Annotated in this window: 32 protein-coding genes and 1 riboswitch; of the genes, 20 read left to right on the top strand and 12 right to left on the bottom strand. The window is 58.4% G+C overall.

Going from position 1 to position 25,716, the window contains the following annotated elements; all coding sequences use genetic code 11:
- Nucleotides 1-191 precede the first annotated feature (191 nt).
- Nucleotides 192-1,565, top strand: a complete 1,374-nt coding sequence (locus O8B93_RS12305; protein ID WP_269710310.1) for an ISNCY family transposase — start codon at nt 192-194, stop codon at nt 1,563-1,565.
- A gap of 12 nt (nt 1,566-1,577) precedes the next feature.
- Here O8B93_RS12305 and O8B93_RS12310 read toward each other — a convergent pair whose 3' ends face one another.
- Nucleotides 1,578-2,315 carry a hypothetical protein gene (locus tag O8B93_RS12310; protein ID WP_269710311.1) on the bottom strand — a complete coding sequence of 246 codons (738 nt, stop codon included), beginning with the start codon at nt 2,313-2,315 and terminating at the stop codon, nt 1,578-1,580.
- A gap of 547 nt (nt 2,316-2,862) precedes the next feature.
- Entirely contained in the window at nt 2,863-3,186 is a 324-nt protein-coding gene (locus O8B93_RS12315; protein ID WP_269710312.1) for a winged helix-turn-helix transcriptional regulator, read from the bottom strand.
- 148 nt (nt 3,187-3,334) lie between these two features.
- Between O8B93_RS12315 and gstA the strand changes: the two genes are divergently transcribed.
- From gstA to O8B93_RS12360, 9 genes are all read left to right on the top strand, one after another.
- Nucleotides 3,335-3,970, top strand: coding sequence for a glutathione transferase GstA (gstA, locus tag O8B93_RS12320; RefSeq protein ID WP_269710313.1), 636 nt, complete (start codon nt 3,335-3,337; stop codon nt 3,968-3,970).
- Between the two features lie 99 nt (nt 3,971-4,069).
- A complete protein-coding gene (locus O8B93_RS12325; protein WP_269710314.1) occupies nt 4,070-4,636 on the top strand; it encodes a YceI family protein in 567 nt (188 codons plus the stop codon).
- A gap of 110 nt (nt 4,637-4,746) precedes the next feature.
- The gene (locus O8B93_RS12330; protein WP_269710315.1) at nt 4,747-5,136 is read left to right on the top strand and encodes a COG4315 family predicted lipoprotein; all 390 of its coding nucleotides are present in this window, start codon (nt 4,747-4,749) and stop codon (nt 5,134-5,136) included.
- A 5-nt stretch (nt 5,137-5,141) separates the two neighbouring features.
- Nucleotides 5,142-5,648, top strand: a complete 507-nt coding sequence (locus O8B93_RS12335) for a sigma-70 family RNA polymerase sigma factor (RefSeq protein ID WP_269710316.1) — start codon at nt 5,142-5,144, stop codon at nt 5,646-5,648.
- Nucleotides 5,645-6,421, top strand: coding sequence for an anti-sigma factor family protein (locus tag O8B93_RS12340; RefSeq protein WP_269710317.1), 777 nt, complete (start codon nt 5,645-5,647; stop codon nt 6,419-6,421). Before O8B93_RS12335 ends, O8B93_RS12340 begins: the two co-directional genes overlap by 4 nt.
- Before the next feature lie 3 nt (nt 6,422-6,424).
- Nucleotides 6,425-7,069 carry a cytochrome b gene (locus tag O8B93_RS12345; protein ID WP_269710318.1) on the top strand — a complete coding sequence of 215 codons (645 nt, stop codon included), beginning with the start codon at nt 6,425-6,427 and terminating at the stop codon, nt 7,067-7,069.
- Nucleotides 7,070-7,441: 372 nt separating this feature from the next.
- Nucleotides 7,442-8,062: a DUF1062 domain-containing protein gene (locus tag O8B93_RS12350; protein ID WP_269710319.1), complete on the top strand. Its 621-nt coding sequence runs from the start codon at nt 7,442-7,444 to the stop codon at nt 8,060-8,062.
- Between the two features lie 21 nt (nt 8,063-8,083).
- On the top strand, nt 8,084-8,710 hold the full coding sequence (locus O8B93_RS12355) for a hypothetical protein (protein ID WP_405049059.1): 627 nt from the start codon (nt 8,084-8,086) through the stop codon (nt 8,708-8,710).
- 141 nt (nt 8,711-8,851) lie between these two features.
- Nucleotides 8,852-9,508, top strand: a complete 657-nt coding sequence (locus O8B93_RS12360) for a peroxiredoxin (RefSeq protein WP_269710320.1) — start codon at nt 8,852-8,854, stop codon at nt 9,506-9,508.
- A 54-nt stretch (nt 9,509-9,562) separates the two neighbouring features.
- Here the strand turns inward: O8B93_RS12360 and O8B93_RS12365 are convergent, their stop codons facing one another.
- Nucleotides 9,563-10,015: a DUF5680 domain-containing protein gene (locus O8B93_RS12365; protein ID WP_174008398.1), complete on the bottom strand. Its 453-nt coding sequence runs from the start codon at nt 10,013-10,015 to the stop codon at nt 9,563-9,565.
- Between the two features lie 165 nt (nt 10,016-10,180).
- Between O8B93_RS12365 and O8B93_RS12370 the strand changes: the two genes are divergently transcribed.
- The 3 genes from O8B93_RS12370 to fghA are packed head-to-tail and all read left to right on the top strand — an operon-like array spanning nt 10,181 to nt 12,214.
- Nucleotides 10,181-10,636 carry a YaiI/YqxD family protein gene (locus O8B93_RS12370; RefSeq protein ID WP_080825138.1) on the top strand — a complete coding sequence of 152 codons (456 nt, stop codon included), beginning with the start codon at nt 10,181-10,183 and terminating at the stop codon, nt 10,634-10,636.
- Between the two features lie 25 nt (nt 10,637-10,661).
- On the top strand, nt 10,662-11,351 hold the full coding sequence (locus tag O8B93_RS12375; RefSeq protein WP_269710321.1) for a DUF1345 domain-containing protein: 690 nt from the start codon (nt 10,662-10,664) through the stop codon (nt 11,349-11,351).
- Nucleotides 11,352-11,380: 29 nt separating this feature from the next.
- A complete protein-coding gene (fghA, locus tag O8B93_RS12380; RefSeq protein WP_269710322.1) occupies nt 11,381-12,214 on the top strand; it encodes an S-formylglutathione hydrolase in 834 nt (277 codons plus the stop codon).
- A gap of 60 nt (nt 12,215-12,274) precedes the next feature.
- On the opposite strand, the gene O8B93_RS12385 is transcribed toward fghA, so the two are convergent.
- The 6 genes from O8B93_RS12385 to crcB form a co-directional block, all read right to left on the bottom strand.
- Complete coding sequence (locus O8B93_RS12385; protein WP_080808930.1) at nt 12,275-12,664, bottom strand: RidA family protein; 390 nt, start codon at nt 12,662-12,664, stop codon at nt 12,275-12,277.
- A 234-nt stretch (nt 12,665-12,898) separates the two neighbouring features.
- Nucleotides 12,899-13,387: a hypothetical protein gene (locus O8B93_RS12390; protein WP_269710323.1), complete on the bottom strand. Its 489-nt coding sequence runs from the start codon at nt 13,385-13,387 to the stop codon at nt 12,899-12,901.
- A gap of 60 nt (nt 13,388-13,447) precedes the next feature.
- On the bottom strand, nt 13,448-14,242 hold the full coding sequence (locus O8B93_RS12395; RefSeq protein ID WP_269710324.1) for an ATP12 family chaperone protein: 795 nt from the start codon (nt 14,240-14,242) through the stop codon (nt 13,448-13,450).
- Nucleotides 14,243-14,267: 25 nt separating this feature from the next.
- Complete coding sequence (locus tag O8B93_RS12400) at nt 14,268-14,936, bottom strand: HAD family hydrolase (RefSeq protein WP_269710325.1); 669 nt, start codon at nt 14,934-14,936, stop codon at nt 14,268-14,270.
- A gap of 6 nt (nt 14,937-14,942) precedes the next feature.
- Complete coding sequence (locus O8B93_RS12405; protein ID WP_269710326.1) at nt 14,943-15,932, bottom strand: RluA family pseudouridine synthase; 990 nt, start codon at nt 15,930-15,932, stop codon at nt 14,943-14,945.
- 66 nt (nt 15,933-15,998) lie between these two features.
- Complete coding sequence (gene crcB, locus O8B93_RS12410) at nt 15,999-16,376, bottom strand: fluoride efflux transporter CrcB (RefSeq protein ID WP_080825146.1); 378 nt, start codon at nt 16,374-16,376, stop codon at nt 15,999-16,001.
- A gap of 199 nt (nt 16,377-16,575) precedes the next feature.
- On the opposite strand from crcB, the gene O8B93_RS12415 reads away from it, so the two are divergent.
- Nucleotides 16,576-16,866 carry a hypothetical protein gene (locus tag O8B93_RS12415; protein ID WP_269710327.1) on the top strand — a complete coding sequence of 97 codons (291 nt, stop codon included), beginning with the start codon at nt 16,576-16,578 and terminating at the stop codon, nt 16,864-16,866.
- Between the two features lie 119 nt (nt 16,867-16,985).
- A complete protein-coding gene (locus O8B93_RS12420) occupies nt 16,986-17,414 on the top strand; it encodes a plastocyanin/azurin family copper-binding protein (protein WP_269710328.1) in 429 nt (142 codons plus the stop codon).
- Between the two features lie 61 nt (nt 17,415-17,475).
- On the opposite strand, the gene O8B93_RS12425 is transcribed toward O8B93_RS12420, so the two are convergent.
- Complete coding sequence (locus O8B93_RS12425) at nt 17,476-18,468, bottom strand: copper chaperone PCu(A)C domain-containing protein (protein ID WP_269710329.1); 993 nt, start codon at nt 18,466-18,468, stop codon at nt 17,476-17,478.
- 87 nt (nt 18,469-18,555) lie between these two features.
- On the bottom strand, nt 18,556-18,936 hold the full coding sequence (locus O8B93_RS12430) for a hypothetical protein (RefSeq protein ID WP_269710330.1): 381 nt from the start codon (nt 18,934-18,936) through the stop codon (nt 18,556-18,558).
- 172 nt (nt 18,937-19,108) lie between these two features.
- Between O8B93_RS12430 and O8B93_RS12435 the strand changes: the two genes are divergently transcribed.
- The 5 genes from O8B93_RS12435 (at nt 19,109) to O8B93_RS12455 (ending at nt 25,108) form a co-directional block, all read left to right on the top strand.
- Nucleotides 19,109-19,294 (top strand): DUF3008 family protein, encoded by a 186-nt coding sequence (locus O8B93_RS12435; RefSeq protein WP_173989057.1) that lies wholly within the window; start codon nt 19,109-19,111, stop codon nt 19,292-19,294.
- Between the two features lie 227 nt (nt 19,295-19,521).
- A riboswitch (glycine riboswitch) is annotated at nt 19,522-19,609 on the top strand.
- A gap of 149 nt (nt 19,610-19,758) precedes the next feature.
- Nucleotides 19,759-20,898: a glycine cleavage system aminomethyltransferase GcvT gene (gcvT, locus tag O8B93_RS12440; RefSeq protein ID WP_269710331.1), complete on the top strand. Its 1,140-nt coding sequence runs from the start codon at nt 19,759-19,761 to the stop codon at nt 20,896-20,898.
- Between the two features lie 28 nt (nt 20,899-20,926).
- Nucleotides 20,927-21,289, top strand: a complete 363-nt coding sequence (gene gcvH / locus O8B93_RS12445; protein ID WP_046800190.1) for a glycine cleavage system protein GcvH — start codon at nt 20,927-20,929, stop codon at nt 21,287-21,289.
- The gene (gcvP, locus tag O8B93_RS12450; RefSeq protein ID WP_269710332.1) at nt 21,289-24,153 is read left to right on the top strand and encodes an aminomethyl-transferring glycine dehydrogenase; all 2,865 of its coding nucleotides are present in this window, start codon (nt 21,289-21,291) and stop codon (nt 24,151-24,153) included. Before gcvH ends, gcvP begins: the two co-directional genes overlap by 1 nt.
- Before the next feature lie 151 nt (nt 24,154-24,304).
- Nucleotides 24,305-25,108, top strand: coding sequence for an endonuclease/exonuclease/phosphatase family protein (locus tag O8B93_RS12455; RefSeq protein ID WP_269710333.1), 804 nt, complete (start codon nt 24,305-24,307; stop codon nt 25,106-25,108).
- 29 nt (nt 25,109-25,137) lie between these two features.
- Here O8B93_RS12455 and O8B93_RS12460 read toward each other — a convergent pair whose 3' ends face one another.
- Nucleotides 25,138-25,641, bottom strand: coding sequence for a hypothetical protein (locus O8B93_RS12460; RefSeq protein WP_269710334.1), 504 nt, complete (start codon nt 25,639-25,641; stop codon nt 25,138-25,140).
- Nucleotides 25,642-25,716: the final 75 nt, after the last annotated feature.

The following is a 25,716-nucleotide window of genomic DNA, read 5'->3' on the forward strand; positions in this document are numbered from 1 at the left end:
TTATGCGATTATTGTTTGTAGCCGCAAAGTTAGAATGTCCTGTTTCTGCAAAGTTGGAATGTCACACTCCCCGGGTCTGAATGATGCCCGTTATGCGATTATTGTTTGTAGCCGCAAAGTTAGAATGTCCTGTTTCTGCAAAGTTGGAATGTCACACTCCCCGGGTCTGAATGATGCCCGGGAGATTGCAGATGGGACTGATTGCGATGAGCGAGCGTGATTTGCAGCGGATCGAGATTTTGTCGAAGGTGATTGCCGGTGGGATGACCATGGTGTCGGCGGCGCATGTGCTTGATCTCAGCACACGGCAAATCCGTCGGTTGTTGAACAGGATGCAAACTGACGGTGCGGCTTCGATCCGGCACAAGGCGATCGGCCGGCCATCCAACAACCGCATCAATGACGGCATTCGTGATTACGCGGTAACGCTGGTTCGTGAACGTTATGCGGACTTCGGCCCGACCCTGGCGACCGAGAAGCTGGCCGAGCGTGATGGCTTGCAGGTTTCGCGCGAGACGTTGCGCAGCTGGATGGTGGATGCCGGAATTTGGCTGTCACGTAAGCAGCGTCGGACGTTTCATCAGCCGAGATTACGTCGCGAGGCCTTTGGCGAGCTGGTACAGATCGACGGTTCTGAGCATCGCTGGTTCGAGGATCGCGGGCCAGCGTGTTCGCTGTTGGTGTTCGTTGACGATGCGACCGGCAGGCTGATGCAGTTGCGTTTTGTACGTTCCGAAAGTGCCTTCACCTATTTTGAGGCGCTGGCGCTTTATCTCAAACGTCACGGCGCGCCGATTGCCTTCTATTCTGACAAACATTCAGTGTTCCGGGTGGCGAAGAAGGATGCCAGGGGCGGCCAGGGCATGACGCAGTTCGGACGGGCGCTGTGTGAGCTAAATATCGAGATTCTCTGCGCAAATTCGAGTCAGGCCAAAGGTCGGGTCGAGCGAATGAACCGGACGCTGCAGGACCGGTTGGTCAAGGAGTTGCGGCTGGCCGGCATCGACACAATGGAGGCGGGCAATGCGTTTCTGCCGGGTTTCATGGCCAATTACAATGCGCGATTTGCGATCGCCCCTGCCCGCTCCAATGACCTGCATCGGCCGATGAATCTGCCACCGGACCGGTTGGCTGAGATTCTATGCAAACGCGAGCAGCGGTATGTCGGATCGCAGCTGACATTCTCGTTCGAACGCCAGCGGATCATGCTGGACGAGAACGACGTCACGCGAGGCCTGGTTGGCAAATATGTCGAGACCTATGCCTACGCCGATGGTCGCCTCGATGTGCGCTGGAAGGGGTATTCCCTGCCCTATACGGTGTTCGACAAGGATCAGCGGGTAACGCATGCGGCGATCACCGAGAACAAGCGGCTCGGCGATCTTTTGGCCTATATCAAGGAACGTCAGGACCAGCAGACAACGCCGAAGGTGAAGACCAACAGCGACAAGAACGGCTACACATCGCGGGGCCGCAAGCCGGGGCGGAAGACGGATGCCATGAACGATCCGGCGGTGATTGCGCGATGTCGGCAAGCACTATCATTCCCGCCTGCGGCGGAATAAAGATCGCGTGGGTCAATGCACACCGATGTCGCTTTGCGTATCCGATTCCAATTGCAGACAGGTGGCCCAGAGTGGTGTTTTGTGGAAGGATCCATCCTCAAAGAGCGTTAGCCCTGCTCTCGCCTCATAGAGCAAACCCAGCCAGCACAAGCGACGAATGACGCCGTAGCGGAGCTCAGACTTTAGGGACCATGCCTCGACTTTTATCTCGGCGTTCGACAGATGTGCCACGCTTGGATACAGGATTTTCAAGACCTCGTTCAGCGAGCAACCTGATCTGGCCTTGATATTGAGAAGATTGAGGAACATGCGCCACCAGCGTAGCCGCTCACGCACTTCCTTTTCTGTTTCAGCATCGTGGACGTAGGAATAGAGATAATCCGTGGCGACCAGATCGAAGAAGGCCTGCGGTCTTGCCAGAAATTCCCTGCCACGTTTGGTTGGCAGCAGCACGTCTTTCTTGCGGCGAAGGAGTTTCAGATGGCCGGTCATGTCGCGCACGACCCAAAGCGGCGGCATGTCGCTTTCATTGAGAACCTTGTTCATCGTGTAAAGCTCGTCGGACGTATAGTCTGGCCATTCAAAGTGAACGGCCGCCCAGTGCACGAACTTGCGGTTCATGGCGCCTGTGGCCGTCAAGCCAATGCCGCCTTGCGTATTGGCATAGGACAGGCTCAGGACCATGCCACGCAGCAGTGGCGACAGAGCGATGACATCGACATCGCCTATGAGTTCAATCTCCGGAAGCATCCTCTGATCTTGTCCCCCTGCATCATTCGATGTCTGTGAGTATCAACTGCTACCGGTACGATTGCTACTGAGAAAGCTAAAGCCGAATGGGTGTGTCTATCACCCGCCCCCGCCCTCTCCTTGCAACCGGAGAGCCGGTTCGGTCGGGGGCTGATCCGCGGTGTCAGTGTCGCATGTCTAAATGGCCGGGACACCTAAATCGGACATTTCTACTTTGCGCCACAGCGGGCATTTCAACTCCCCCGCCACATTGTTTCTATCACCCCCCTGCATCATTCGATGTCTGTGAGTATCAACTGCTACCGGTACGATTGCTACTGAGAAAGCTAAAGCCGAATGGGTGTGTCTATCACCCGCCCCCGCCCTCTCCTTGCAACCGGAGAGCCGGTTCGGTCGGGGGCTGATCCGCGGTGTCAGTGTCGCATGTCTAAATGGCCGGGACACCTAAATCGGACATTTCTACTTTGCGCCACAGCGGGCATTTCAACTCCCCCGCCACATTGTTTGTGGACGGAAAAGGCTTCTGCTGGAAACGTCCATGAGAACTTCAGGCCGCGTCCCTGGCCTTGAGCCACAAGCCAAACTCTTGAACCACGGTCACCACCTTGTCCAGCCGATGACCATCCTCCGTCAGAGCGTACTCGACCTTGACCGGAATGGTCGGATAGACGGTGCGAGAGACAAGCTTTGCCTCCTCAAGCGCGCGCAGGTCCAGTGTCAGCATTCGCTGGGATATGCCCGGCACCAGTCGCCGAAGCTCATTGAAACGCTTCGGGCCGTCCACGAGATATGATGCGATGAGCAGACGCCACCGCCCGCCCAGCAAATGCATGGCCTGCTCGACGGAGCAGCCGGATACCGTGTCTTTCATCAGATAACCTATCGGGATTGCAGGTATAATTTATGTACCTAGATGACAAGTTTTTGCGTTCTTACGTTTTTATACGGCCTGAATTACATGGATGTCACGCTTTTCCTGACGGTAAGCAAGACCGCATAATCCATGGAGACCACCGGGAATGAAACTCTACTACATGCCTGCCGCCTGCTCTCTTTCTCCCCACATCGTCGCAAACGAACTTGGCCTCGATGTCGATTTCATCAAGGTCGATCACAGCGATCACACAACCCAACAAGGGAAGAACTTCTACAAGGTCAATCCGCATGGTTACATTCCCGCGCTTGAGCTTGATGATGGTAACATCCTGCGGGAAGGTGTTGTAATCGTTCAGTATCTTGCCGACCAGAGACCGGAAATGCGCCTTGCTGCCGCCAACGGAACATTTGAGAGATACAAGCTTCAGGAGATGCTCGCCTTTCTCTCGACGGAAATCCACAAGGGCTTCATTCCGCTCCTCTACGCTGATCTGGCAGGTGACTACATCGAGACAGCAAGGCCGAAGCTGGAGAAACGCTTCGCCTGGATTAATGAGCATCTCGCGGACAGATGGTTCCTCATGGGAGACGATTTTACAGTCGCTGACGCGTATCTGTTTGCGTTGACCGGCTGGGGTCAGGCGCCCTGGGTGAAATCCTACTACAATGCCCCAATTCACTTTGACAGTTTTCAGCACCTGCAGGCTTGGTACGGGCGCGTGAAGAGCCGTGAAGCCGTGCAGAAATCCATACTTCAGGAAGGTCTTGATCTGAACTGATGGCAGGGATTTGGTGATCTGTCACAGATCACAGGGATTAAATGGCTTCCTGCGGTGTTCTCCTGATTGCGATCAAGTATTCAAAAAGGAGCCTGCGTCGTGAAATACCCCGACTCCCTCACTTTCCTGATGGTGGCATTGGCCTGCAATCCGGTGTCCGCCAGCCCGTTCTCGTCCGCTGCCGGACGGTATCGCATCGATCCCGCCTCCCATATCGGGTTTTCAATCGAACAGGTTGCCGGTCCCGGAATCAAGGGTGCGATCCTCGATATATCCGGCCGGTTCGACATCGATCCGGACCAGCCGGCCAAATCTTACGTGGAAATCAACTTGAATCCGTCCAGCGTGAAGACGGGGCAAGAGCGGGTGGAAAACTTCCTGAAATCAAGCGCGGTTTTTAATATCTCCGCCTATCCGCAGATCGTGTTTCGCTCCAACCGGGTCGTTCAGGACGGGCCGCGCAGCGCGGTCGTCGAAGGCATATTGACAGCCAAGGGCGTATCCCGACCCGAAACCTTTCACGCGACATTCGTTGAACAGCAAAAGGGATCGGTTACCTTCCATGTCACCGGCAATGTCCCCCGCATGCCCTATGGCATGGGCGTCGGTGTACCGCTCTATTCGAATACGGTGGCCTTCGACATCGATCTGAAAGGCGTCAGATAAAAAGCGGCAGACGCATCAAAAAATCGGCGCGGCGGGGAATAAATCCCGCTGACCGGTGTTTTATCAATATCGGGCGCCTTGTCCGATCCGTTTCCTCAAAGGACTATCTCATGCGTGCACATCAATTCGTTCTGGTCGGCGCCCTCACGCTTGCCTCTACCGCCGCCCTCGCCGAGCCTTATGCCGGTGGAGCGGTGGTTGAAAAGGCAACGGCCAAGGGCACTATCCTCACCGACGCCAAAGGCATGACGCTCTATACATTCGACAATGACGGCGACGCCTCATCGGCCTGCTATGATGGTTGCGCGAAAAAATGGCCCCCCCTCACCGCTCTGAAAACCGACAAGGCGGATGGCGACTACAAACCGATCGCCCGCAAGGACGGCACGATGCAGTGGTCGCATGATGGAAAGCCGCTTTATCGCTGGCAGATGGACAAGAAACCCGGTGACATCACAGGCGATGGCGTCGGCGGCGTTTGGCACGTTGCCAAGGAGTAGCGGCAATGCCGGAGTTTCTGGACGAGATGACAAGTTGCATACCAGCGCTGCGACGTTATGCGAATGCGCTGACGCATGATCGTGACACGGCTGACGATCTCGTCCAGGACTGTCTGGAAAGAGCGATCCGCAAAAAAGCACTATGGCGACCGCAGGGTCCGTTGCGCCCCTGGCTGTATCGGGTGCTTGTCAATGTCTACCGCAACAATCTGCGCGGCAGCAAACGCCGGCCCCAGCAAATCCCGATTGATGACGCGGCGGAACAACTGGTTGTCCCGGCGGCGCAGACGGGTCGGATCGCCCTTGCGGAAATGGCCCGCGCCATCGAAAAACTGTCTGGCGAACACCGCGAGGCCCTGCTCCTCGTCGTTGTCGAAGGCCTGACCTATGCGGAAGCCGCAAATATTCTTGAAATTCCCCTTGGCACACTGATGTCCCGTCTGGGGCGAGCCCGAACGGCACTTGCCCGCATGACCCAGGAAGACCAGCCAAATCTCAAGGTGATAAAATGACCGGCAACGAGCCACAGATAACCGAAGCCGATCTCATCTCCTATGTCGATGGGCAGCTTGAAGACGACAGGCTCGATGCCGTTCGTGCCCACCTCACCTCCAATCCGGCCGACGCACGCAAGGTCAAGATGTGGCAGCAGCAAAATGCGACGCTGACGGCTCTCTATGGTCCTCTCGACACCAATGTTTTGCCCGATCGTCTCGATGTATACCGCATTGAGCGGCGCATGCGATCGGAACGGGCAGACTGGCGCAACAGGGCGGCGGCAGCTGTCGTTGTTCTTGCCGTCGGGCTGACAGGCGGCTGGTTCGGACGTGGACTTGTATCCGACGTTGCCGAACCTGCTTCCATCGTGGCGGATGCAGCGCAGGCACATAAGCTGTTTGCGAGCGACGTTCTGCATCCGGTTGAGGTCCGCGCCGATAGCGAAGATGCCCAGAACCTGCCGAAATGGCTCTCGAAGCGGCTGGACCGCAAAATCAACATCCCGGATCTTTCCCGTCACGGCCTCTCTCTCGTTGGTGGCCGTGTCCTGCCCGGTTCCGAAGGCCCTGCCGCCCAACTCATGTACGAAGACAAAGGCGGGCAACGTGTCACGCTTTACATCGTTGCTGCGGCCGACTCGAACGACAGCGCCATGCGGCGCTCCAGCATCGGTTCGCTGGAGACAGTGTCATGGGACGACGAAATGATCCGCTGCGCCCTGGTCGGCAACCTGCCTTCCGACCGCATGGACGCCATCGCCAAAGACACCTATCAACAGCTGAGTTAACCGATGCAATATTCTGGCGACAATTCCGAGAGCGCTCCGGTGGGTGGACGCAGCTGGCGCAACACGCCCTCCTCCTTTGGGCTGGTGGCGATCGCGTTTCACTGGACGATCGCTGTCCTTTTCGTAGCACAGCTTGCATTGGGATATCTGATGAGCCGCGACAGCATCGATCCGGTGCTTCAGTTTAATCTTTTCCAGTACCACAAGTCGATCGGATTTCTGGTACTGGCGCTCGCAGTGCCGCGTTGCATCTGGTCGGTTTTCAGCGACAAGCCGCGGGCTGTCGATGGCGAAAGTGTCGTTTCGAGGTTCGCTGCGCGGGCCGCTCATGCGGCGTTGCTGTTCCTGACCCTGGCCGTGCCCCTCGCCGGCTGGGCGGTGGCCTCGACCTCTCCCTTGCAAATCCCCAGCTACGTCTTTGATCTCGTTGTCGTTCCGGGGTTGCCGATGGCGATCTCGGATCAAGCCGAGGCCTTCTGGAGTGACGTTCACGCCACCCTCGCCTATCTCGCGGCCATTATCGTCTTTCTTCATGTGATAGCGGCTCTGTGGCACCATTTCGTCCGCAGAGATCCGACCCTTCGTCGCATGCTTCCCCTTCCGGACGCCACGGATAAGAGCTGCCGGGAAACCTCCTCCGGGCAGTAGGGAGACGATCGAAGAGTTGCACAAAAGCTGCAGGCGCAACCTGTTTCAGCCGCCGGATGCACGGGGGCTCCCTTTCCGGGCCATCATTTGTTATGGTCGCCCGCGAAGAGCATAGGCGCATCGAGGTAGACTTTGCCTAAGTAAATACCGGTCTCAATCCAGTTTCACCCGTATTGCGGATAGCCACAGGCTGTCGGCGTATGATCATGTTCATCGGGTGGTGGCAAGAGACCGGTCTGGCATTGTTAAAATGTGCCTTGCACAGCCCTGCTGTCTCAGCTCTTCGCCCACCCAGGACATCGCCACGCCGCACCCGCAAGGGTTTTCTCCTGCACCATCTTGGTGGACTTCCAGACGGAAGACCAAGACACTATGTGCAATCTCCTTCGGGTCCAATGGACCGTCACGCCAAGAACGGCGCCCCAGCCCTGGCTTGCCTGCAACGGATGCGGTGAGCTGAGGGCATTTCAGGCCAGCGGCAAGATCCGGCTCAATGCCAATGGCCGCAAACTCGATGCCTGGCTCATCTACAGATGCCTGATCTGCGACAAAAGCTGGAACCGGCCAATCTTCGAGCGGCAGAATGTTCGCGACATAAGCCCACCTGTTCTGGAGGCACTGCAGTCCAACGATCCGCAGTGGATAAGAGCCGAAACCTTCAACCTCGAGGCGTTGAGACGCAAGTCGCAGCGTATCGACGAGTTTCCGGAGTTCGATATCGGGAAAACGATCCGGGACGAACCTCCCGACTGGGCCGCGGCCGAAATCGATCTCGCGGTTCCGTTTCCGGCTGGCATACGCCTCGATCGCCTGCTGGCCGCCGAACTGGGGCTTTCACGCTCGATGCTACAGAAGCTTCATGAAGGCGGGCACATACGGGCGCAATCCGAGCTTCTGCGGCGGCGTCTCAGGAACGGCACACGGATTGTTATCGAATGCCGCGACGGGCTTGATCCGGAGCGGTTCTGGAAATCGGCGATGACCAGCCTCTAAGGGCAGTGCGGGGGTCTGCAAGTGCAGGCCCTCGCCTGCCGCATCGACGTAGTTCAGCCAGTTGCTGGAGATGGCATTTTTCTATTCATCGGGCTTGCGGAACGAAGAGGAATGGTAAAAAAATCCGGCCGTCTAACGAGGGTATTGGGCGGAATGAAAAGCGCATCTTATATCGCATGGGTGGTCATCGTGGCGATGTCCGCCTCAACGGAAGCAGCTAGCGCCGGGCCGAAGGATCACCGTTGGTCGAAGGATCCGGCGAGCCAGTGCGCGTTCGTCGTGCCGGCCTCGATGACCGAGGGACCGGCCTTCTGGACAGGCACCTGCATCGATGGAAAGGCTTCCGGCATCGGCATGCTCCGTCGTCGGGATGGCGGTCGCGCCGGGGCTGCTTTCCTCGGCAAAATGAAGAATGGCCTTCCTGAAATCGGTGTCGTCGATCTGGGCGACGGATATCGGGCGGGTATGTTCAGTGACGGCGATATTGGTGGCGAGGCCGAGCTTGAGCCCCAGGTGCGGATCGATGCGTTTCGTATTGCTGCTGATGCTGCAAGGCAGGTCAGCGCCAAATATGCAGCGGAGAAGAATGAAGCCTCCGCTCAGCTTTATCGCACTATGGCGGAAACCCTTGAAGCTCAGATCGAATAGGCACCCCCTGCCCGGCGTCGTGACAGACACGCGGTGAAAAGCTCTGGCCATTTCAGACAAAAACTTTAAGCTCCTGCGCCGGACACAAATTGCAGAGAACCATCAGATTTTCAGTTCAAATCATCCGGGAGAAAGCACACTATGAGCCTGCGTATCAACGATATTGCCCCCGACTTCACCGCCGAGACCACCCAGGGTCCGGTGCGTTTTCACGACTGGATCGGCGATGGCTGGGCGGTCCTGTTTTCCCATCCGAAAAACTTCACGCCCGTGTGCACGACGGAACTTGGCGCCATGGGCGGCCTGCAGCCGGAATTCGAAAAACGCGGCGTCAAGATCATCGGCATTTCGGTCGATCCGGTCGAAAGCCATGAAAAATGGAAGAACGATATCCGCACCGCAACCGGCTTCAATGTCGATTATCCGCTGATCGGCGACAAGGACCTGAAGGTGGCGAAGCTTTATGACATGCTGCCGGCGGGTGCGGGCGACAGTTCCGAAGGCCGCACGCCTGCCGATAACGCCACCGTGCGCTCCGTCTTCGTCATCGGCCCCGACAAGAAGATCAAGCTGGTCCTCACCTACCCGATGACCACCGGCCGCAATTTCGATGAAATTCTCCGCGCCATCGATTCCATCCAGCTGACCTCCAAACACCAGGTAGCGACGCCCGCCAACTGGAAGCAGGGAGAGGATGTCATCATCACCGCCGCCGTCTCCAACGAAGATGCGATTACCCGTTTCGGCTCCTATGACACGGTTCTTCCGTATCTGCGCAAGACGAAGCAGCCCGGCTGAGCTCGTAGCGAAAACGGGGGCGGTGAACTATCATCGCCCCATCATTCGCACGTCTCACGGCTTTATGATCCCGCCATGATAGTCAAGCCGGTACGTTTCGACATGTCCCCGGTAGATGCGCTCGACACCGGTGAAGGATCCGAATTCACCAGCATTCGTATCGACATAGATCAGATTTTCCACCGGATGGGTAAAGCCGCCGAGAAACCGGCCTTGCCGATAGAGCGTGGAAAGCGACCGCTGAATGACCATTCCGGCCGTCGTGCCGTCGATCATATCAGGCCTGAGGATACGGCCGTAATAACTCATCCCCCACACCGCGGTTCCCTGGTGCCAGACGACCTCTTGGCCGATGAAATCGGTTCCCCCGAAATAGCTGTCGACATAATGCCAGTCTCCGTCGCGATAACCGAGATCGTGCGATCCCTGACGCGTGGGGGTCGCAGATTTATCGCCGCCGCCGACATATGTTGCAGACTTGGCTTGCACGATAAATTCCTCCAACATTGACCCTCTCCACGATATAGAACATAAAGTGAACATAAACGGTTTTCGCGATTGTCGCAAGCATCCTCCTGCGCGACGTCGAGCCGCTATTTCAGCGCTGACGGGCTTGGTAATTGCGGCGTTTGCGCTTAGAAGCGTGGCAGGAATTATCCCAAAAGAGTGCTCATGCCGCAAAACCCGCAAATCTATGTCGATGCCGACGCCTGCCCCGTGAAGCCGGAAATCCTTAAAGTTGCGGAGCGGCATGGGCTGGAAGTGACCTTTGTCGCCAATTCCGGTCTGCGCCCTTCACGCGATCCGATGGTGAAAAACGTCATCGTATCCGCGGGTTTCGATGCGGCCGATGACTGGATTGCCGAGCATGCCGGCGAAAATGATATCGTCATTACCGCCGATGTGCCGCTGGCCGGACGCTGCGTTGCCAAGGGCGCGCTGGTCACGGGGCCGACGGGGCGTGTTTTCGATCCGTCGAATATCGGCATGGCGACGGCGATGCGTGATCTGGGTGCGCATCTGCGCGAAACCGGGGAAAGCAAGGGATATAACGCGGCCTTTTCACCGCGTGACCGCTCGGCTTTTCTGGAGACGCTTGACCGTTTCTGCCGCCGTGTCAAAAAATGACGCTGCAAACAGAAAGGTGTCGTCCATGCCCCCCGCCAGCCCGAAAAGCCCGGCCAAGAGCCCAGCAAGTCCCAAGAGCAATATCTATCGCCGTCACCGGCCTTTCGTCATTGCATTTCTCGTCTGGGCCGGCAGTCTCGGCGTGGCGCTTGCATTTGCGCCGTCCCTTGCCATCGAGATCGCCGCAGTCCTGTTTTTCCTGACCTATCTGACGCTGGTCGCTTTTCGCCTGCCGCAGCTGACGGCGCAGCAACTGAAGGCCCATGCCGACAGCGACGATTTGCCTGCGATCGCGATCATCGCCGTCACGCTGCTTGCGGTCGGTGTTGCCGTGGTGTCGCTGTTTCAGGCGCTCAACCACACGGGTGAAACGGTCTGGACGCTGCTCATTGCCTTTGCCTCTGTCATCTTCGGCTGGCTGACGATCCACACCATGACCGCCCTGCACTACGCCCATCTTTACTGGCGGCCGGCCACGGTGGACGGCAAGCGTCAGCATCGCGGCGGCATGGATTTTCCGGCGACGAAGGAACCCTGCGGTTACGACTTCCTCTATTTCGCTGTGGTGATCGGCATGACGGCGCAGACCTCGGATGTGGGGGTAACCACCACCGCCATGCGCAAGGTGACGCTACTGCACTCCATCGTTTCTTTTTTCTTCAACACGGTTCTGGTCGCGGCGGCGGTCAATGCCGCGGTCTCGCTTGCGGGCTGAACCGGAATTTTTCTTAAGGGAATGGCTTCATGAACATCATTTCGCAGAATACGGCCTTTGGCGGCATGCAGGGCGTTTTTTCGCACCAGTCCGAAACGCTCAAAAGCGAGATGACCTTTGCGGTCTATGTGCCGCCGAAGGCGATCCATGAGCCCTGTCCGGTTGTCTGGTATCTCTCGGGCCTCACCTGCACCCACGCCAATGTCATGGAAAAGGGCGAATATCGCCGCATGGCGTCCGAACTCGGGCTTATCATCGTCTGCCCGGATACCAGCCCGCGCGGCAACGACGTGCCGGATGAGCTGACCAACTGGCAGATGGGCAAGGGCGCCGGTTTTTATCTCGACGCCACCGAGGAGCCGTGGTCGGAACACTACCAGATGTACAGCTATGTGGCGGAAGAGCTGCCTGCCCTGATCGGCCAGCATTTCCGCGCCGATATGAGTCGCCAGTCCATTTTCGGCCATTCGATGGGCGGTCATGGTGCGATGACGATTGCACTGAAAAACCCCGAGCGTTTCAAGAGCTGCTCGGCCTTTGCACCCATCGTTGCCCCCTCTTCCGCCGACTGGTCGGAACCGGCGCTGGAAAAATATCTCGGTGCGGACCGGACCGCATGGCGTCAATATGACGCCTGCTCGCTGATCGAGGATGGCGCACGGTTTCCCGAATTCCTGATCGATCAGGGCAAGGCCGATAGTTTCCTGGAAAAAGGCCTGCGCCCCTGGCTGTTCGAAGAGGCGATCAAGGGAACGGATATCGGCCTGACGCTGCGCATGCACGATCGTTACGACCACTCCTATTATTTCATCTCCACTTTCATGGATGACCATTTGAAGTGGCATGCGGAGCGGCTTGGCTAAGGATAGGGAAACAGGCCGGCGGCGCCGTGTGAGCGCCGCCGTCTCAGTCTTGATCCCGCGTTACGGGATGCGGGCGATGACCTTGATCTCGAAATCGAAGCCGGCGAGCCAGTTGACGCCGATGGCGGTCCAGTTCGGATAAGGCGACTTGCTGAAAATCTCCTGCTTGACCTTCATGATCGTTCCGAACTGGTTTTCCGGGTCCGTATGGAACGTTGTTACATCTACGATATCGTCGAAAGTGCAGCCTGCCGCCGCAAGTGTCGCCTTGAGATTTTCGAAAGCCAGCCGGACCTGCTGTTCAAAGTCTGGCTCAGGCGTTCCATCGGCACGGCTGCCGACCTGGCCTGAAACGAAAAGAAGGTCACCGGATCGAATGGCGGCCGAGTAGCCGTGTTCTTCGTAAAGCGCGTGTCTGTTGGCCGGGAAAATTGCTTCGCGTTCAGTCATCTAGCATCTCTCTTTGTGGCTTGAGTGCCTTGGACGAGCGAAGCGTTATTTTTGAAGCTTCGAACGCCAAGTTACATACGTTACGTATGCGAGATAGTGACGTACGCAGCGTATGTCAATTCAGATACGCAATGTATGTGAAATCCAATACATCGAGATGCAGTTTTTCAGAGCGTCAAATTTTCATGATTAAAGGGGGATGAGTGGCTGACGCACTCCCGCCTTCCCTGCTGCTTATGGAAACAGAGCCGTCGCAAGCGTCGTCGGACCCGGCCGTTTCAGCCTGAATTCGTGGATCACCCGTTCTGCGACGCCATAGGCGAGTTCCTGCTCGATCGATTGATTGTCGAAGCTGACAACGGTGGCAGTGAATTTGGCCTCGGCGATGACCTCACCCGTTGCTACTGCTGCGGCACGGACGATGACCTTGGCCGATGCCCGCTCTCCGAACAGGAAGGGTGCGCGTGTGACGGATGTGAGACGGATGGTCAGTACCACACGCGGTCTGGTTTCACCCCGCGCTGTCGTCTTGATCGCATTCTGGACCTGCGCGTGGATGGACTGCATCAATGCCGGCGCGACATCCGGGCGTGCGGCGACAAATGCGCCGCGCACATCATAAAGCAGCCGGTCGGTGTTTGTCGCTTCCGGTTCCAGCCTGAAAGACATGAGCACGAAACACGCCAGCACGACAATGCCAAGGCGTTTAAGCGTGGTGGTCATGATCAGCGGCTCCCCTTACGTGAGGTAACCGCATGTTCGGCGATCAGGGTTAGAAAAGCGTTAAGAAGCGCTCTTCAGCGACTCCAGCACGTTGAGGGCGGCGCGCATATCGATCAGCCTGACGGCGCGGCGTTCCAGCGCTTCTTCGTCCTCGCCCCATTGCTCGGCGGTCCAGTCCTCGTCCAGATGGGCGAGCGCCCAGGCTTCTTCCAGCGTGAGTTCGCCTTCCGCCAATGCCAGCGCCAGAATGGCAGAGCCGGTCAGGGACGTCATGGTGTGCAGCGCGGCGAGCGCAATCGGTGTGTCGTATTTCTTCAGCGTCACAGCGAAGGCCGCGATGGCTTCGCGCGGCTGGTCGCGATGCATGACACCTTCGACGAGGATAAAGCGGGCGCCGAGTACATTGGTCGCCCAGTCCAGAACCGGATCCCAATGGTCCGTCTGCCGGGCAACCAGCGCTTCCGGATCGCCGGCGCGATAGCAGAGGAGATCGGATGATGAAAAACGGAGTATGTCCTCGAAAACCGCCTGTGTGTCGCTGGCGATGCCATCGATGGCGGTATTTACATGCCGCGATACCGGCATAACGACCGGGTTCACCACTTCCTTCTGTGCATCCCACTCGTCGCGGAGCAATTCGGCCAGCGCACGCGACGGTGCGACCAGCGGCTTCTTGGCGGGCGTGCGCAGCGGCTTGCCGTCGAGGAGGATGGTGAAACCGCCCTCCTCCGTCTCTCCGACGGTAACATCCTTATAGAACCGCTTCGGCAGAGGTTTCTGCATCTGGATCTGCGCGCGCAGGATCGGGTCGGGGTGGCTGAGGCCCTCCGAAAGGTCGTTCAGGAGATCACGCATGGCATATCCTCGTCAGTCGAAAAAATCATTCAGATATGTCGGCCGGAACATAGGCCGGAATTTCGTTCGGATGGTTGACCACTGCATCGGCGCCCGCCTTCCAGAGGTCCTCGACCGAGGCATAACCCCAGGCAACGCCGATGGCTTTTGCGCCCGCCGCTTTCGCCATCTGCATGTCATAGATCGCGTCACCGATGACGACAGTATCGGCCGGAACCATGCCGGTTTCGTGGCAGCATTCCATCACCATGGCCGGGTGCGGCTTGGATGGGCAGTCATCCGCCGTGCGCGAAACGATGAAATGATCGGCAAAGCCATGGGTTTCCAGAATTTGGGTGAGCCCACGCCGGCCTTTGCCAGTGACGGCCCCGATCAGCACGTCATCCCGTTTCGAAAGCGTATCGATCAGCGAGGCGATACCGTCGAAAAGCGGCGTCGTCATCTCGGGACGTTCCCGTAGAGGATGATAAACCTCCCTGTAACGCTGCGTCATCGCCAGTGCCTCCTCATCCACATGCGTCTTGCCGAGCATGCGGGCGATGGCGATATCCAGCGTCAGCCCGATGATCGCCTTGGTCTCGGAGATATCAGGCCGCGGCTTCCCAAAATCGGCAAAGGTCTCGGACATGACGGCATGGATCAGGCCGGCGCTGTCCACCAGTGTGCCGTCGCAATCGAAAAGGACGAGTTTCATCTGCTATCAGTCTTCCCTATCGCCATCCGCCACGTCGAGGCCGAGCAGGTTCCAGGTCTGCACCATATGCGGCGGCAAGGGTGCGCTGACGCGAAGCCGGCCGCCGTTCGGATGCGGTATATCGATATGGCGGGCATGCAGGTGCAGACGCTTCTGGATGCCGCCCGGGAAATCCCAGTTCGGATCGTCAATGTAATATTTCGGATCGCCGATAATCGGGTGCCCCATATGCAGCGCATGAACGCGAAGCTGATGGGTACGGCCAGTATAGGGTTCCATTTCCAGCCAGGCGAGGTTCTGCGCGGCGGTATCGATGACGCGGTAATAGGAAATGGCGTGATCGGCCCCCTCATCGCCGTGCTTGGCGATGCGCATGCGATCGCCGTCGGGGGTCTGTTCCTTGACCAGCCAGGTGGAAATCTTGTCCTGATGTTTGCGCGGCACGCCCTTGACCAGCGCCCAGTAGGTCTTTTTGGTATCGCGCTCGCGGAAGGCGGCCGTCAGCTTTTGCGCGGCACCACGGGTGCGGGCAACCACCAGCACGCCTGACGTGTCACGGTCCAGACGGTGCACCAGACGCGGCTTTTCGCCCTTCGGGCTGGTCCACGCTTCCAGAAGACCGTCAATATGGCGGTTGACGCCGGAACCACCCTGCACGGCAATGCCAGCGGGCTTGTTGAACACGAGAACCTTGTCGTCCTCATGCAGCAGCATGCGCGCCAGAAGCTCGCCATCATCAGAATGTTTGAGATCCCTCGATCCGATCGGACCGGTTTTGGTCTTCATATCGGAATCGACCGGCGGTACGCGAACCATCTGTCCCGGCTGCACCCGTGCATCCGTCTTCACCCGGCCGCCGTCCACACGCACCTGGCCGGAGCGCAGCAGCTTTTGCAGCTGCCCGAAACCGAGCCCCGGATAGTGAATCTTGAACCAGCGATCGAGGCGCATACCGGCCTCGTCGGCCTCGACCTTGATATGCTCGATACCTGCCATGAAATTTCCAGTCTTTCTGTCTTGATCGCGCGCTCTGTTCGTCGGCGCGCCGTTTGGTTCAAGCCTTTAGAACAAGTTGCGGCCCAAGGCCAGCCCGGCGAAAACCGCGGCGATGGAAACCACAAGGCTTGCGAGGATGTAAACGGCCGAAAGACCGAGTGCGCCACGCTCGAAAAGCGCAACCGCATCCAGCGAGAAGGATGAGAATGTGGTGAACCCGCCAAGCACGCCGGTCACGAGAAACAGGCGCATTTCCATTGATGCGTTCAGCCGACGCGCCACAAGTTCGACCAGCAGACCGATCAGGAAAGACCCGACGATATTAACCGCGAGCGTTCCCCACGGAAAATTCGGCCCCGCCAGCCGCATGCTCCAGACGCCGACCAGATAACGGAATACGGAACCGATTGCGCCGCCTGTGGCGACAAGAGCGATATTGATCATGGGGAATGGTGTCTCCGGAAATTGCCGGACCGGGCAGTCCGACGCATTTCTAGACCAAGGAAACCGCGGACGAAACCCCTTTGCCGGGCGCTTTCAGCCATTAAAATACGATTAAATTGCAGCGTCGCGATTTAGCCTTCCAACAACATGCGGATGCTAATCTTCGGTTTTTAGGGTCGCAAAGATGGCCGGGGGTTGGATGACACAGGTTCTTTCTGTTTCTGCAAATACGGCAGCCTATGCGCTGGAAGCGGTGAAGCCATCGCAGCGCGTTCCGCGCAAAACGGAAATCGAAGACGCTATTCACGAGCTGGCGCGTAAAGCCGAACGCGGTGAGGATTTTCAGCTTCGCGGCATGATGACTGCCATCAAACCACCAGCCCTCGCACTCTATTTCCTGACGGTCGCCAGCCAGCGCCAGGAGCAACAGGCAACGCTGGAACAGGCCCAGCAGGCATATGAAGACAATGAAGGAAATAAACTAATTTAATATCATATATTTACAGAAATTTCCGTATCTATTTTATGATATATGTCAGTTTGATTTCACGCGTTCAGGTTGCTGTCAGTTAGATTTCCTAATCCTCCGACATCCACTGGAGGAAGCTCATGACATCATTGATCCGCTGCACCACCGTCTTCGCAGCGGTGCTGACAGTCTCTGCGCCGGCTTTTGCTGCCACCACCATCAAAGTAACCGAAGGCGGTGAAGGCGGAGGCCCCATGACGCTTGCCTTGGACCAGACGACGGTCAAGGCCGGGGACGCGGTCTTTCAGGTGCATAACGACGCGATGAGCGAACAGCACGAGATGATCCTCGTCAAGCTGAAGTCGGCCGATGAGAAAATCCCTCTCAACACAGCCAAACATCGCGTCGATGAAAAGCAGTTGAAGAGCCTTGGCGAAGTGGCAGACCTCAAGCCCGGTGGCGACGGGCAGTTGAAGGCGAAGCTGACGCCCGGCGCCTATCTTCTCTTCTGCAACATCAAGGGACACTACGAAGCAGGCATGCAGGCCAGGCTGACCGTTACAAAATAAGAATGGCCGAATAGCTGGGGCTGCCGGATGGGTTTTGCGTTCCGGCAGCCTCTTTTTATCGTCAGTTGTGCTGGTGTCCGCCCTTGGCGTCACCACCCTTGGCGGCGCCCGTCGAGAGCACGATCTCGACCTTGCCGGCCTTTTCAAAGACCAGCGTCACCGGCACCTTGTCGCCTTCGGCAAAGGGCTTCTTTACATTGAAGAACATCATGTGCAGGCCGCCGGGCTTCAGTTCCACCGTCTGCCCGGCGGGAATGACGATACCGTCATCCAGCTTGCGCATTTTCATGACGTCGTTGACCATGGCCATTTCGTGGATTTCTGCACGGCCGGCGGCAGAGGACTCCACGCCGACCAGCTTGTCGTCGCTGTCGCCGTTGTTCTTGATGGTCACGTAACCGCCGCCAACCGGCTGGCCCGGCAGCATGGCCTTGGTTGCACCATCAGACACTTCGAGGCTGCCCGCCTTTACGACATCCATATTCATATCCATGGCCATGGCGGAATGGTCGTGCCCGCCGGCATGTTCCGACTTCGCGGTTACTTTGATGGTCGGCGCCGGGCTTTTCAGCGAATGCGGATCGACGCCGACGGCTGCGACTTCATCCCAGGAGACCTTGCCCTTGTCGCCACAAAGCTGCGTCACCTTGAATGGCAGGTCCTGCCCGGCTTCAACGCCGGAGATTTTGCCCTGAACGGCGAAGGTGTCGTAAAACTCGTCCGGCAGGTTACCACCCTTCCAGCGGACTTCGACAGCGCCGCTGGTGATGTCCTTGCCGTGGTTCTTGTAGGTCTTCTGGTAGTCGCCCTTGATGATTTCCAGTTCCCAGCCGGCCTTGGGTTGCGGCTTGGCGGAAATGAAGCCTTCCGGGAGCTTGATCTGTACTTCCGTCGTGGCAAGTCCGCCATCGCAGCCGTGCGGCACCTGAAGGGCGGCAACGATGGTGCTGTCCTGTTCGGCCGAACCGTCCACAAATGTGGCATGGGCAAAAGCCGGCGCGGTCGAAACCGATGCGGCGAAGAGAGTGCAGGTGATGATCTTGGTGGTTTTCATTTGTTCTGTCCCCGCGACTGCGCCCCTTGGGGCTACGCAGTCGCTCCGTGCCGCTGGCAGGCGGCGATGATTCCGTAACGTGAAAAATCAGGCGGACAGGGACGGCGGGCCGCGCGCGGCCGGTTTTTGGATCGTCGGGACAGAGCGGAAGCTCCATTCGGCGGACAGGCGATTATCGAGCCAGGCGAATTCGGTCTTCAACCAGCCTTCCGTATCGGGCATCGGTAGAAGAATGGACGATGCCAGCAGGCAGGCCTCGCAGAAAAGGATAGCGTCGCCCGAATGGGCCGGGCCGTCCTTGGCATGGGAAGCATTCGCCCCACCCGCGTGACCGAGGCAAATCTCGGCAAAGGTTCCATCCGGCAACCGGTAGCTCTCGTCGAGGACAACCTGCGGACTTACGGCAAGTGCGGGCTTGTGGGCAAAACCGAGCGACAGCATCACGGCAGCGCAGAAAATGCGAAGCATTTTCTCCATCCCTGTCAGGCGTCGTTTTCGATTTGCGTCCATATTCTAGGCGATATCCCGCTTTCCCGCCGATTTCAAAGGGGAATTTTGCCGCAGGCTTGATAGTTGTAAGGGAACGATCGACGTGAGGCGGCATTTTCCTATTGAAACCACCATTTCAAAGGAGGCAGACATGCCAGCCAAATCCAAAGCCCAGCAGAAAGCGGCAGGTGCCGCACTCGCCGCCAAACGCGGCGAAGTGAAAAAATCTAGTTTACAAGGCGCTTCAAAAAGCATGGAGAAGTCCATGACAGAAAAGGAACTTGTTGATTTTGCATCGACGAAACGAAAAGGCTTGCCGGAGAAAAAATCCGATTAGCCGCGCCGGTTCTTCGAGCAGAAGTCCGGTCGCTGAAAAGCCCCGTTGCGTCCGTGAGAACCACGTACACCCGCGTCCTGTGACGGGCGTGGACTGGATACGGACACCCGCTCTCGAAATAGATATACGAGACGGCTGATATGACGATGGCGCAGATGGAGCAAGAATCTGTTCAGATGCGTCATTTGGTCCTTGCCAATAGCGGGGCTTCGAAGATAATGAGCGTCGCATCATCGTTGGGAGAAACCGCTTCACTGCGGTGCCGAAGGAGCAACCGCCCCGGAAACTCTCAGGCAAAAGGACCAGCGGTGACGACGGAACTCTGGAGAGAAGCCACCTTTCATAAGGACGGCTCGCCGAAGGGATAACAATCTCAGGCGACAAGGACAGAGGGGGCTCTTGAACCGGCGCTTCGCGCCATGACCTGAGCCCGCGCGATATATCGCGCAACCCTGGAGGCGTCCTTGGACGATACCGCCGCGCTGAAAACCACGCCGCTGCATTCCCTGCACATATCGCTTGGCGCCCGCATGGTGCCGTTTGCCGGTTACGACATGCCCGTGCAATATCCGGCCGGCGTACTGAAGGAACATCTTCAGACCCGCACCTCCGCCGGCCTGTTCGACGTGTCCCACATGGGCCAGGTGATTGTGAAGGCGAAGTCCGGTAACAATGAAGATGCCGCACTTGCGCTTGAGAAGCTGGTGCCGGTTGACATTCTCGGCCTCAAGGAAGGCCGCCAGCGCTACGGTTTCTTCACCGACGAAAACGGCAATATCCTCGATGATCTGATGATTACCAATCGTGGCGATCATCTATTCGTCGTCGTTAATGCTTCCTGCAAGGATGCCGATGTCGCCCACATGAAGGCGCATCTTTCCGATACCTGTGAGATCACCCTTCTCGACGACCGCGCCTTGATCGCACTTCAGGGGCCGCGCGCCGAAGAGGTGCTGGCCGAACTGTGGACGGGCGTTTCCGAGATGAAGTTCATGGATGTGCAGGAGGTGCCGCTGCACGATGTTCCCTGCATCGTCTCGCGCTCCGGTTACTCCGGCGAGGACGGCTTTGAAATTTCCATGCCAGCCGACAAGGCCGAAGAGATCGCCAGGGCACTGCTCGAACATCCCGATTGCGAAGCCATCGGGCTTGGCGCGCGCGACAGCCTGCGTCTGGAAGCCGGCCTTTGTCTCTACGGTAACGATATCGACACCACGACCTCCCCCATCGAAGCCTCACTTGAATGGGCGATCCAGAAGGCGCGCCGCGCCGGTGGCGACCGTGAAGGCGGTTTTCCGGGGGCAGAACGCATTCTTGGCGAACTCAAGGACGGCACATCGCGCCGCCGTGTCGGTCTGAAGCCCGAAGGCAAGGCTCCTGTGCGCGGCCATTCGAAGCTTTTCGCGGATGCCGAAGGCAAGACGGAAGTCGGCGAAGTGACCTCCGGCGGTTTCGGCCCCTCGGTCGAAGGCCCCGTCGCCATGGGTTACGTGCCCGTTTCTTGCGCTGCTCCCGGCACGGCGATCTTCGCGGAAGTGCGTGGCAAATATCTGCCCGTCACCGTCGCCGCCCTGCCCTTCATCAAGCCCACCTACAAACGCTAATCCTCATTCCATCTCCGGAGAGAACACGATGCTGAAATTTACCGCAGAACACGAATGGCTAAAGTTCGAAGGCGATATCGCCACCGTTGGCATCACCAGCCACGCCGCTGAACAGCTCGGCGATCTCGTTTTCGTCGAGCTGCCGGAAGTGGGCGCAACTTTCGCCAAGGATGGCGATGCTGCGACCGTTGAATCCGTCAAGGCTGCCTCCGACGTCTATTGTCCGCTGGATGGCGAAGTGGTCGAAATCAACCAGGCGATCGTTGACGATCCCTCGCTGGTCAATTCCGATCCGCAGGGTGCCGGCTGGTTCTTCAAGCTGAAGCTTTCCAACGCCGCGGATGCCGATACGCTGCTCGACGAAGCAGCCTACAAGGAGCTGATCGCGTAATGACGACGCCCACCGAATTCCATTTCACCGACTATCAGCCCTATGATTTCGCCAACCGGCGTCACATAGGGCCGTCGCCGTCGGAAATGGCAGAGATGCTGAAGGTCGTCGGCTATAAGAGCCTCGACGCGCTCATCGACGCCACCGTTCCCTCCTCCATCCGCCAAAAGGTGCCGCTCACCTGGGGTGCGGCGCTGACCGAACGCGAGGCGCTGGATCGCCTGCGCGAGACGGCCAACAAGAACCAGGTCCTGACCTCGCTGATCGGCCAGGGCTATTACGGCACCATCACGCCGCCGGTCATCCAGCGCAATATTCTGGAGAACCCGGCCTGGTACACGGCCTATACGCCCTACCAGCCGGAAATCAGCCAGGGCCGCCTTGAGGCGCTGCTGAACTACCAGACCATGGTCTGCGATCTCACCGGCCTTGATGTCGCCAATGCATCGCTGCTCGATGAAGCGACGGCCGCTGCCGAAGCCATGGCCATGTGCCAGCGCGTCGCCAAGTCCAAGGCGACCGCCTTCTTCGTGGACGCCAATTGCCATCCGCAGACCATCGCGCTGATCGAGACCCGTGCGGCCCCGCTCGGCTGGAAGGTGATTGTCGGCAATCCCTTCACCGATCTCGATCCGGTCGACGTGTTCGGCGCGATCTTCCAGTATCCCGGCACCCACGGTCATGTCAGCGATTTCTCGGGCCTGATTTCCCGCCTGCACCAGACAGGCGCAATCGCCGCCGTCGCCGCCGACCTTCTGGCGCTGACGCTGCTGAAATCACCAGGCGAAATGGGTGCCGACATCGCGATCGGCACCTCGCAACGCTTCGGCGTTCCGGTCGGTTATGGTGGTCCGCACGCTGCTTACATGTCCGTCAAGGACGCGCATAAGCGCTCCATGCCCGGCCGTCTGGTCGGCGTTTCCGTCGATGCGCGCGGCAACCGCGCCTATCGCCTGTCGCTGCAGACCCGCGAACAGCATATTCGCCGCGAGAAGGCGACGTCTAACATCTGCACCGCGCAGGTGCTGCTCGCCGTCATGGCCTCGATGTATGGCGTCTTCCACGGCCCGCAGGGCATCAAGGCAATTGCCCAGCAGACCCACCAGAAGGCCGTGCTGATGGCCAAGGGCCTGGAGAAACTCGGTTACGTCATCGAGCCGGAAACTTTCTTCGACACGATTACCGTCGAAGTCGGCCATATGCAGGGCGTTATCCTGCGCTCCGCCGTGGCGGAAGGCGTCAATCTGCGCAAGGTCGGCGCCACCAAGATCGGCATGAGCCTTGACGAGCGCACGCGCCCGGCAACGCTTGAGGCCGTGTGGCGCGCCTTTGGCGGCAATTTCTCGATTTCGGATTTTACGCCGGAATATCGCCTGCCGAAGGAACTGCTGCGCACCAGCCAGTACATGACGCATCCGATCTTCCACATGAACCGCGCCGAAAGCGAGATGACCCGTTACATTCGCCGTCTTTCGGACCGCGATCTGGCGCTGGACCGCTCGATGATCCCACTCGGTTCCTGCACCATGAAACTGAACGCCACGGCGGAAATGCTGCCGATCACCTGGCCGGAGTTTTCCGACATTCATCCCTTCGTGCCGGCCAATCAGGCGCTCGGCTACAAGGAGATGATCGACGATCTCTCCGAAAAGCTTTGCTCCGTCACCGGTTACGACGCCTTCTCCATGCAGCCGAATTCCGGTGCGCAGGGCGAGTATGCGGGGCTTCTGACAATCCGCAATTATCATCTCGCCAATGGCGGCACACATCGCGATGTCTGCCTCATTCCAACCTCGGCGCATGGCACCAACCCGGCCTCGGCGCAGATGGTCGGCATGAAGGTGGTGCCGGTGAAGGTGCGTGATAACGGCGACATCGATATTGATGATTTCCGTGCAAAAGCAGAGCAGTATGCGGAAAACCTCTCGTGCTGCATGATCACCTATCCGTCCACCCACGGCGTGTTCGAGGAGACGGTTCGCGAGATCTGCGAGATCACCCACAAACATGGCGGTCAGGTCTATCTCGACGGCGCCAACATGAACGCCATGGTTGGCCTTGCCCGTCCCGGCGATATCGGCTCCGACGTTTCGCACCTCAACCTGCACAAGACCTTCTGCATTCCGCACGGTGGCGGTGGTCCGGGCATGGGACCGATCGGCGTCAAGGCGCATCTGGCGCCTCACCTGCCCGGCCATCCAGCGACGGATGGACGCGAGGGTGCTGTGTCTGCGGCTCCTTTCGGTTCACCGTCGATCCTGCCGATCTCCTGGAGCTATTGCCTGATGATGGGCGGCGAAGGGCTGACGCAGGCGACCAAGGTGGCGATCCTCAATGCCAACTACATCGCCGAGCGGCTGAAGGGCGCTTATGACGTGCTCTACAAGTCCGAGACGGGTCGCGTGGCACATGAGTGCATCATCGATACCCGACCGCTCGCGGATAGCTGCGGAGTGACGGTGGACGATGTGGCCAAGCGCCTCATCGATTGCGGTTTCCACGCGCCGACCATGAGCTGGCCGGTGGCCGGCACGCTGATGATCGAGCCGACGGAATCCGAAACCAAGGCGGAAATCGACCGTTTCTGCGATGCGATGCTGGCGATCCGCGAGGAAGCCCGCGATATCGAGGAAGGTCGTGCGGACAAGCTCAACAATCCGCTGAAGAACGCGCCACACACGGTGGAAGACCTGGTCGGTGAATGGGATCGCCCCTATAGCCGTGAAAAGGGCTGCTTCCCGCCCGGCGCCTTCCGCATCGACAAATACTGGTCGCCGGTCAACCGCATCGACAATGTCTATGGTGACCGCAACCTCATCTGCACCTGCCCGCCGATGGAAGCTTACGCCGAAGCGGCCGAATAAGGCACCTGCGCAACATCATAATGAGGCCCGGAGCGATCCGGGCCTTTTTATTGCGGTCAGCTTTGCGACCATGCAGTCGCCAACCGCACACAATTGATCCGCAGACGTTCCATGCTAAACAGGGCAACGCAGTTAAGGGGATGGAGCGGGAATGCGTCTGATTTGCCTGAATGGTTGGGGCGGAAAGCTTCATGACGAGCTCGTTCCGTATATTGCCTCATCCGACCCCGATATTTTATGCCTACAGGAGGTGGTTCACACGCCTGCCGCCACACAGGACTGGTTGAGCTATCGCGATCACGGCATCGAACTGCCACAGCGGGCGAACTTCTTTCGCGATGTCGCCGAGGCCTTGCCGGACCATGTGGCGATATTCTGCCCCGCGGCGCAGGGTGACCTCTGGCATGGCGAGACGCGATATCCTTCCCAGTGGGGGCTCGCCACCTTCGTTCGCAAATCCATCGCCATCATTGCGCAGGCGCAGGGTTTCGTGCACGGCGTCTTCTCAGCGGACGGATATGGCGACCATCCGCGATCACGCACGGGTCATGCCATCAGGGTTTTCGATTTCACGACCGGTCAGCCTGTCGTCATTGCCCATATGCATGGGCTGCGCGACCTCGACGGCAAACATGATATGCCTGCCCGGCTGGAGCAGGCAAAACGTCTTGTGCAACTCGTCAGGAACATTGCAGAGGATGGTGACCGGGTCATCGTCTGCGGCGATTTCAACGTTCTGCCTGATAGCAAGACCTTCGCCGTGTTGAATGAGCTCAATCTTGTCGAACTCGTCACGACCCGTGGTTTCACCGATACCCGGACCTCGCATTATACCAAGCCGAACAGATATGCGGATTATCTGCTGGTCAATCCGGCTGTGAAGGTCGGTCACTTCGATGTCGTGAGACAACCTGAGGTCTCGGATCATTGCCCATTGCTGCTTGAATTCAGCTGAAGGGCCGGGCGCCACATTAAGGCGGCTCGTCAGCGCACCAGTCGGATGTCGCTCGTCACCACCGTCTTGCCGGTCCTGCCGTCCTTGTCGGTGGTGCGCAGCCGCAGTCCGTTGGTTCCAACCTTTTCAATGGTCATGGCGGCAATGCGGTCGCCGTTGATATCACGGTTCCATCGGACCGTGAGGTTGATTGCGTTACCTCGCCTTGTGCCGGAAAGCGCTGATGGCCGGCCGGAAGGGCCGGTATAGGCGCCACTATAGCGTCCGCCCTTCTCCGACAGATCGGCGGCGATCGCGCGCCTCACCACCAGAAGGCCGCGGCAAGTGCCCGACATGTTGAGCGACGATGCCCCTGCATTGGAATTCAGCGTGCAACTCACATTGATCGGTGGAGTGCCGATCCGGGTTATCACCGTTCCCTCCCCCGCCCATGTGCCTTTCAGCGATGTGAGGAATGCGCGTTCATCCGCATGTGCGGCCTGCGCGGCGAGCAATCCGGCTGAAAATAGAAGTGCAAAAGCCTTGGTCTTCATGGCGAGTATCCGTTTTTTCCATGAAGACTAACTCGCCAGTACCGTCAAACGTTCCTCCAGCCTATTCTGCAACGA

It is taken from the genome of Martinezella rhizogenes (assembly GCF_027460065.1).
GTDB lineage: Bacteria > Pseudomonadota > Alphaproteobacteria > Rhizobiales > Rhizobiaceae > Agrobacterium > Agrobacterium rhizogenes_C.

What these genes read in the sequence shown, in the direction of transcription:
- O8B93_RS12305 (WP_269710310.1), top strand. Translation starts at nt 192, where the DNA reads ATGGGACTGATTGCGATGAGCGAGCGTGATTTGCAGCGGATCGAGATT.
- O8B93_RS12310 (WP_269710311.1), bottom strand. Translation starts at nt 2,315, where the DNA reads ATGCTTCCGGAGATTGAACTCATAGGCGATGTCGATGTCATCGCTCTG.
- O8B93_RS12315 (WP_269710312.1), bottom strand. Translation starts at nt 3,186, where the DNA reads ATGAAAGACACGGTATCCGGCTGCTCCGTCGAGCAGGCCATGCATTTG.
- gstA (WP_269710313.1), top strand. Translation starts at nt 3,335, where the DNA reads ATGAAACTCTACTACATGCCTGCCGCCTGCTCTCTTTCTCCCCACATC.
- O8B93_RS12330 (WP_269710315.1), top strand. Translation starts at nt 4,747, where the DNA reads ATGCGTGCACATCAATTCGTTCTGGTCGGCGCCCTCACGCTTGCCTCT.
- O8B93_RS12335 (WP_269710316.1), top strand. Translation starts at nt 5,142, where the DNA reads ATGCCGGAGTTTCTGGACGAGATGACAAGTTGCATACCAGCGCTGCGA.
- O8B93_RS12340 (WP_269710317.1), top strand. Translation starts at nt 5,645, where the DNA reads ATGACCGGCAACGAGCCACAGATAACCGAAGCCGATCTCATCTCCTAT.
- O8B93_RS12345 (WP_269710318.1), top strand. Translation starts at nt 6,425, where the DNA reads ATGCAATATTCTGGCGACAATTCCGAGAGCGCTCCGGTGGGTGGACGC.
- O8B93_RS12350 (WP_269710319.1), top strand. Translation starts at nt 7,442, where the DNA reads ATGTGCAATCTCCTTCGGGTCCAATGGACCGTCACGCCAAGAACGGCG.
- O8B93_RS12360 (WP_269710320.1), top strand. Translation starts at nt 8,852, where the DNA reads ATGAGCCTGCGTATCAACGATATTGCCCCCGACTTCACCGCCGAGACC.
- O8B93_RS12365 (WP_174008398.1), bottom strand. Translation starts at nt 10,015, where the DNA reads ATGTTGGAGGAATTTATCGTGCAAGCCAAGTCTGCAACATATGTCGGC.
- O8B93_RS12370 (WP_080825138.1), top strand. Translation starts at nt 10,181, where the DNA reads ATGCCGCAAAACCCGCAAATCTATGTCGATGCCGACGCCTGCCCCGTG.
- O8B93_RS12375 (WP_269710321.1), top strand. Translation starts at nt 10,662, where the DNA reads ATGCCCCCCGCCAGCCCGAAAAGCCCGGCCAAGAGCCCAGCAAGTCCC.
- fghA (WP_269710322.1), top strand. Translation starts at nt 11,381, where the DNA reads ATGAACATCATTTCGCAGAATACGGCCTTTGGCGGCATGCAGGGCGTT.
- O8B93_RS12385 (WP_080808930.1), bottom strand. Translation starts at nt 12,664, where the DNA reads ATGACTGAACGCGAAGCAATTTTCCCGGCCAACAGACACGCGCTTTAC.
- O8B93_RS12390 (WP_269710323.1), bottom strand. Translation starts at nt 13,387, where the DNA reads ATGACCACCACGCTTAAACGCCTTGGCATTGTCGTGCTGGCGTGTTTC.
- O8B93_RS12395 (WP_269710324.1), bottom strand. Translation starts at nt 14,242, where the DNA reads ATGCGTGATCTCCTGAACGACCTTTCGGAGGGCCTCAGCCACCCCGAC.
- O8B93_RS12400 (WP_269710325.1), bottom strand. Translation starts at nt 14,936, where the DNA reads ATGAAACTCGTCCTTTTCGATTGCGACGGCACACTGGTGGACAGCGCC.
- O8B93_RS12405 (WP_269710326.1), bottom strand. Translation starts at nt 15,932, where the DNA reads ATGGCAGGTATCGAGCATATCAAGGTCGAGGCCGACGAGGCCGGTATG.
- crcB (WP_080825146.1), bottom strand. Translation starts at nt 16,376, where the DNA reads ATGATCAATATCGCTCTTGTCGCCACAGGCGGCGCAATCGGTTCCGTA.
- O8B93_RS12415 (WP_269710327.1), top strand. Translation starts at nt 16,576, where the DNA reads ATGACACAGGTTCTTTCTGTTTCTGCAAATACGGCAGCCTATGCGCTG.
- O8B93_RS12420 (WP_269710328.1), top strand. Translation starts at nt 16,986, where the DNA reads ATGACATCATTGATCCGCTGCACCACCGTCTTCGCAGCGGTGCTGACA.
- O8B93_RS12425 (WP_269710329.1), bottom strand. Translation starts at nt 18,468, where the DNA reads ATGAAAACCACCAAGATCATCACCTGCACTCTCTTCGCCGCATCGGTT.
- O8B93_RS12430 (WP_269710330.1), bottom strand. Translation starts at nt 18,936, where the DNA reads ATGCTTCGCATTTTCTGCGCTGCCGTGATGCTGTCGCTCGGTTTTGCC.
- O8B93_RS12435 (WP_173989057.1), top strand. Translation starts at nt 19,109, where the DNA reads ATGCCAGCCAAATCCAAAGCCCAGCAGAAAGCGGCAGGTGCCGCACTC.
- gcvH (WP_046800190.1), top strand. Translation starts at nt 20,927, where the DNA reads ATGCTGAAATTTACCGCAGAACACGAATGGCTAAAGTTCGAAGGCGAT.
- gcvP (WP_269710332.1), top strand. Translation starts at nt 21,289, where the DNA reads ATGACGACGCCCACCGAATTCCATTTCACCGACTATCAGCCCTATGAT.
- O8B93_RS12455 (WP_269710333.1), top strand. Translation starts at nt 24,305, where the DNA reads ATGCGTCTGATTTGCCTGAATGGTTGGGGCGGAAAGCTTCATGACGAG.
- O8B93_RS12460 (WP_269710334.1), bottom strand. Translation starts at nt 25,641, where the DNA reads ATGAAGACCAAGGCTTTTGCACTTCTATTTTCAGCCGGATTGCTCGCC.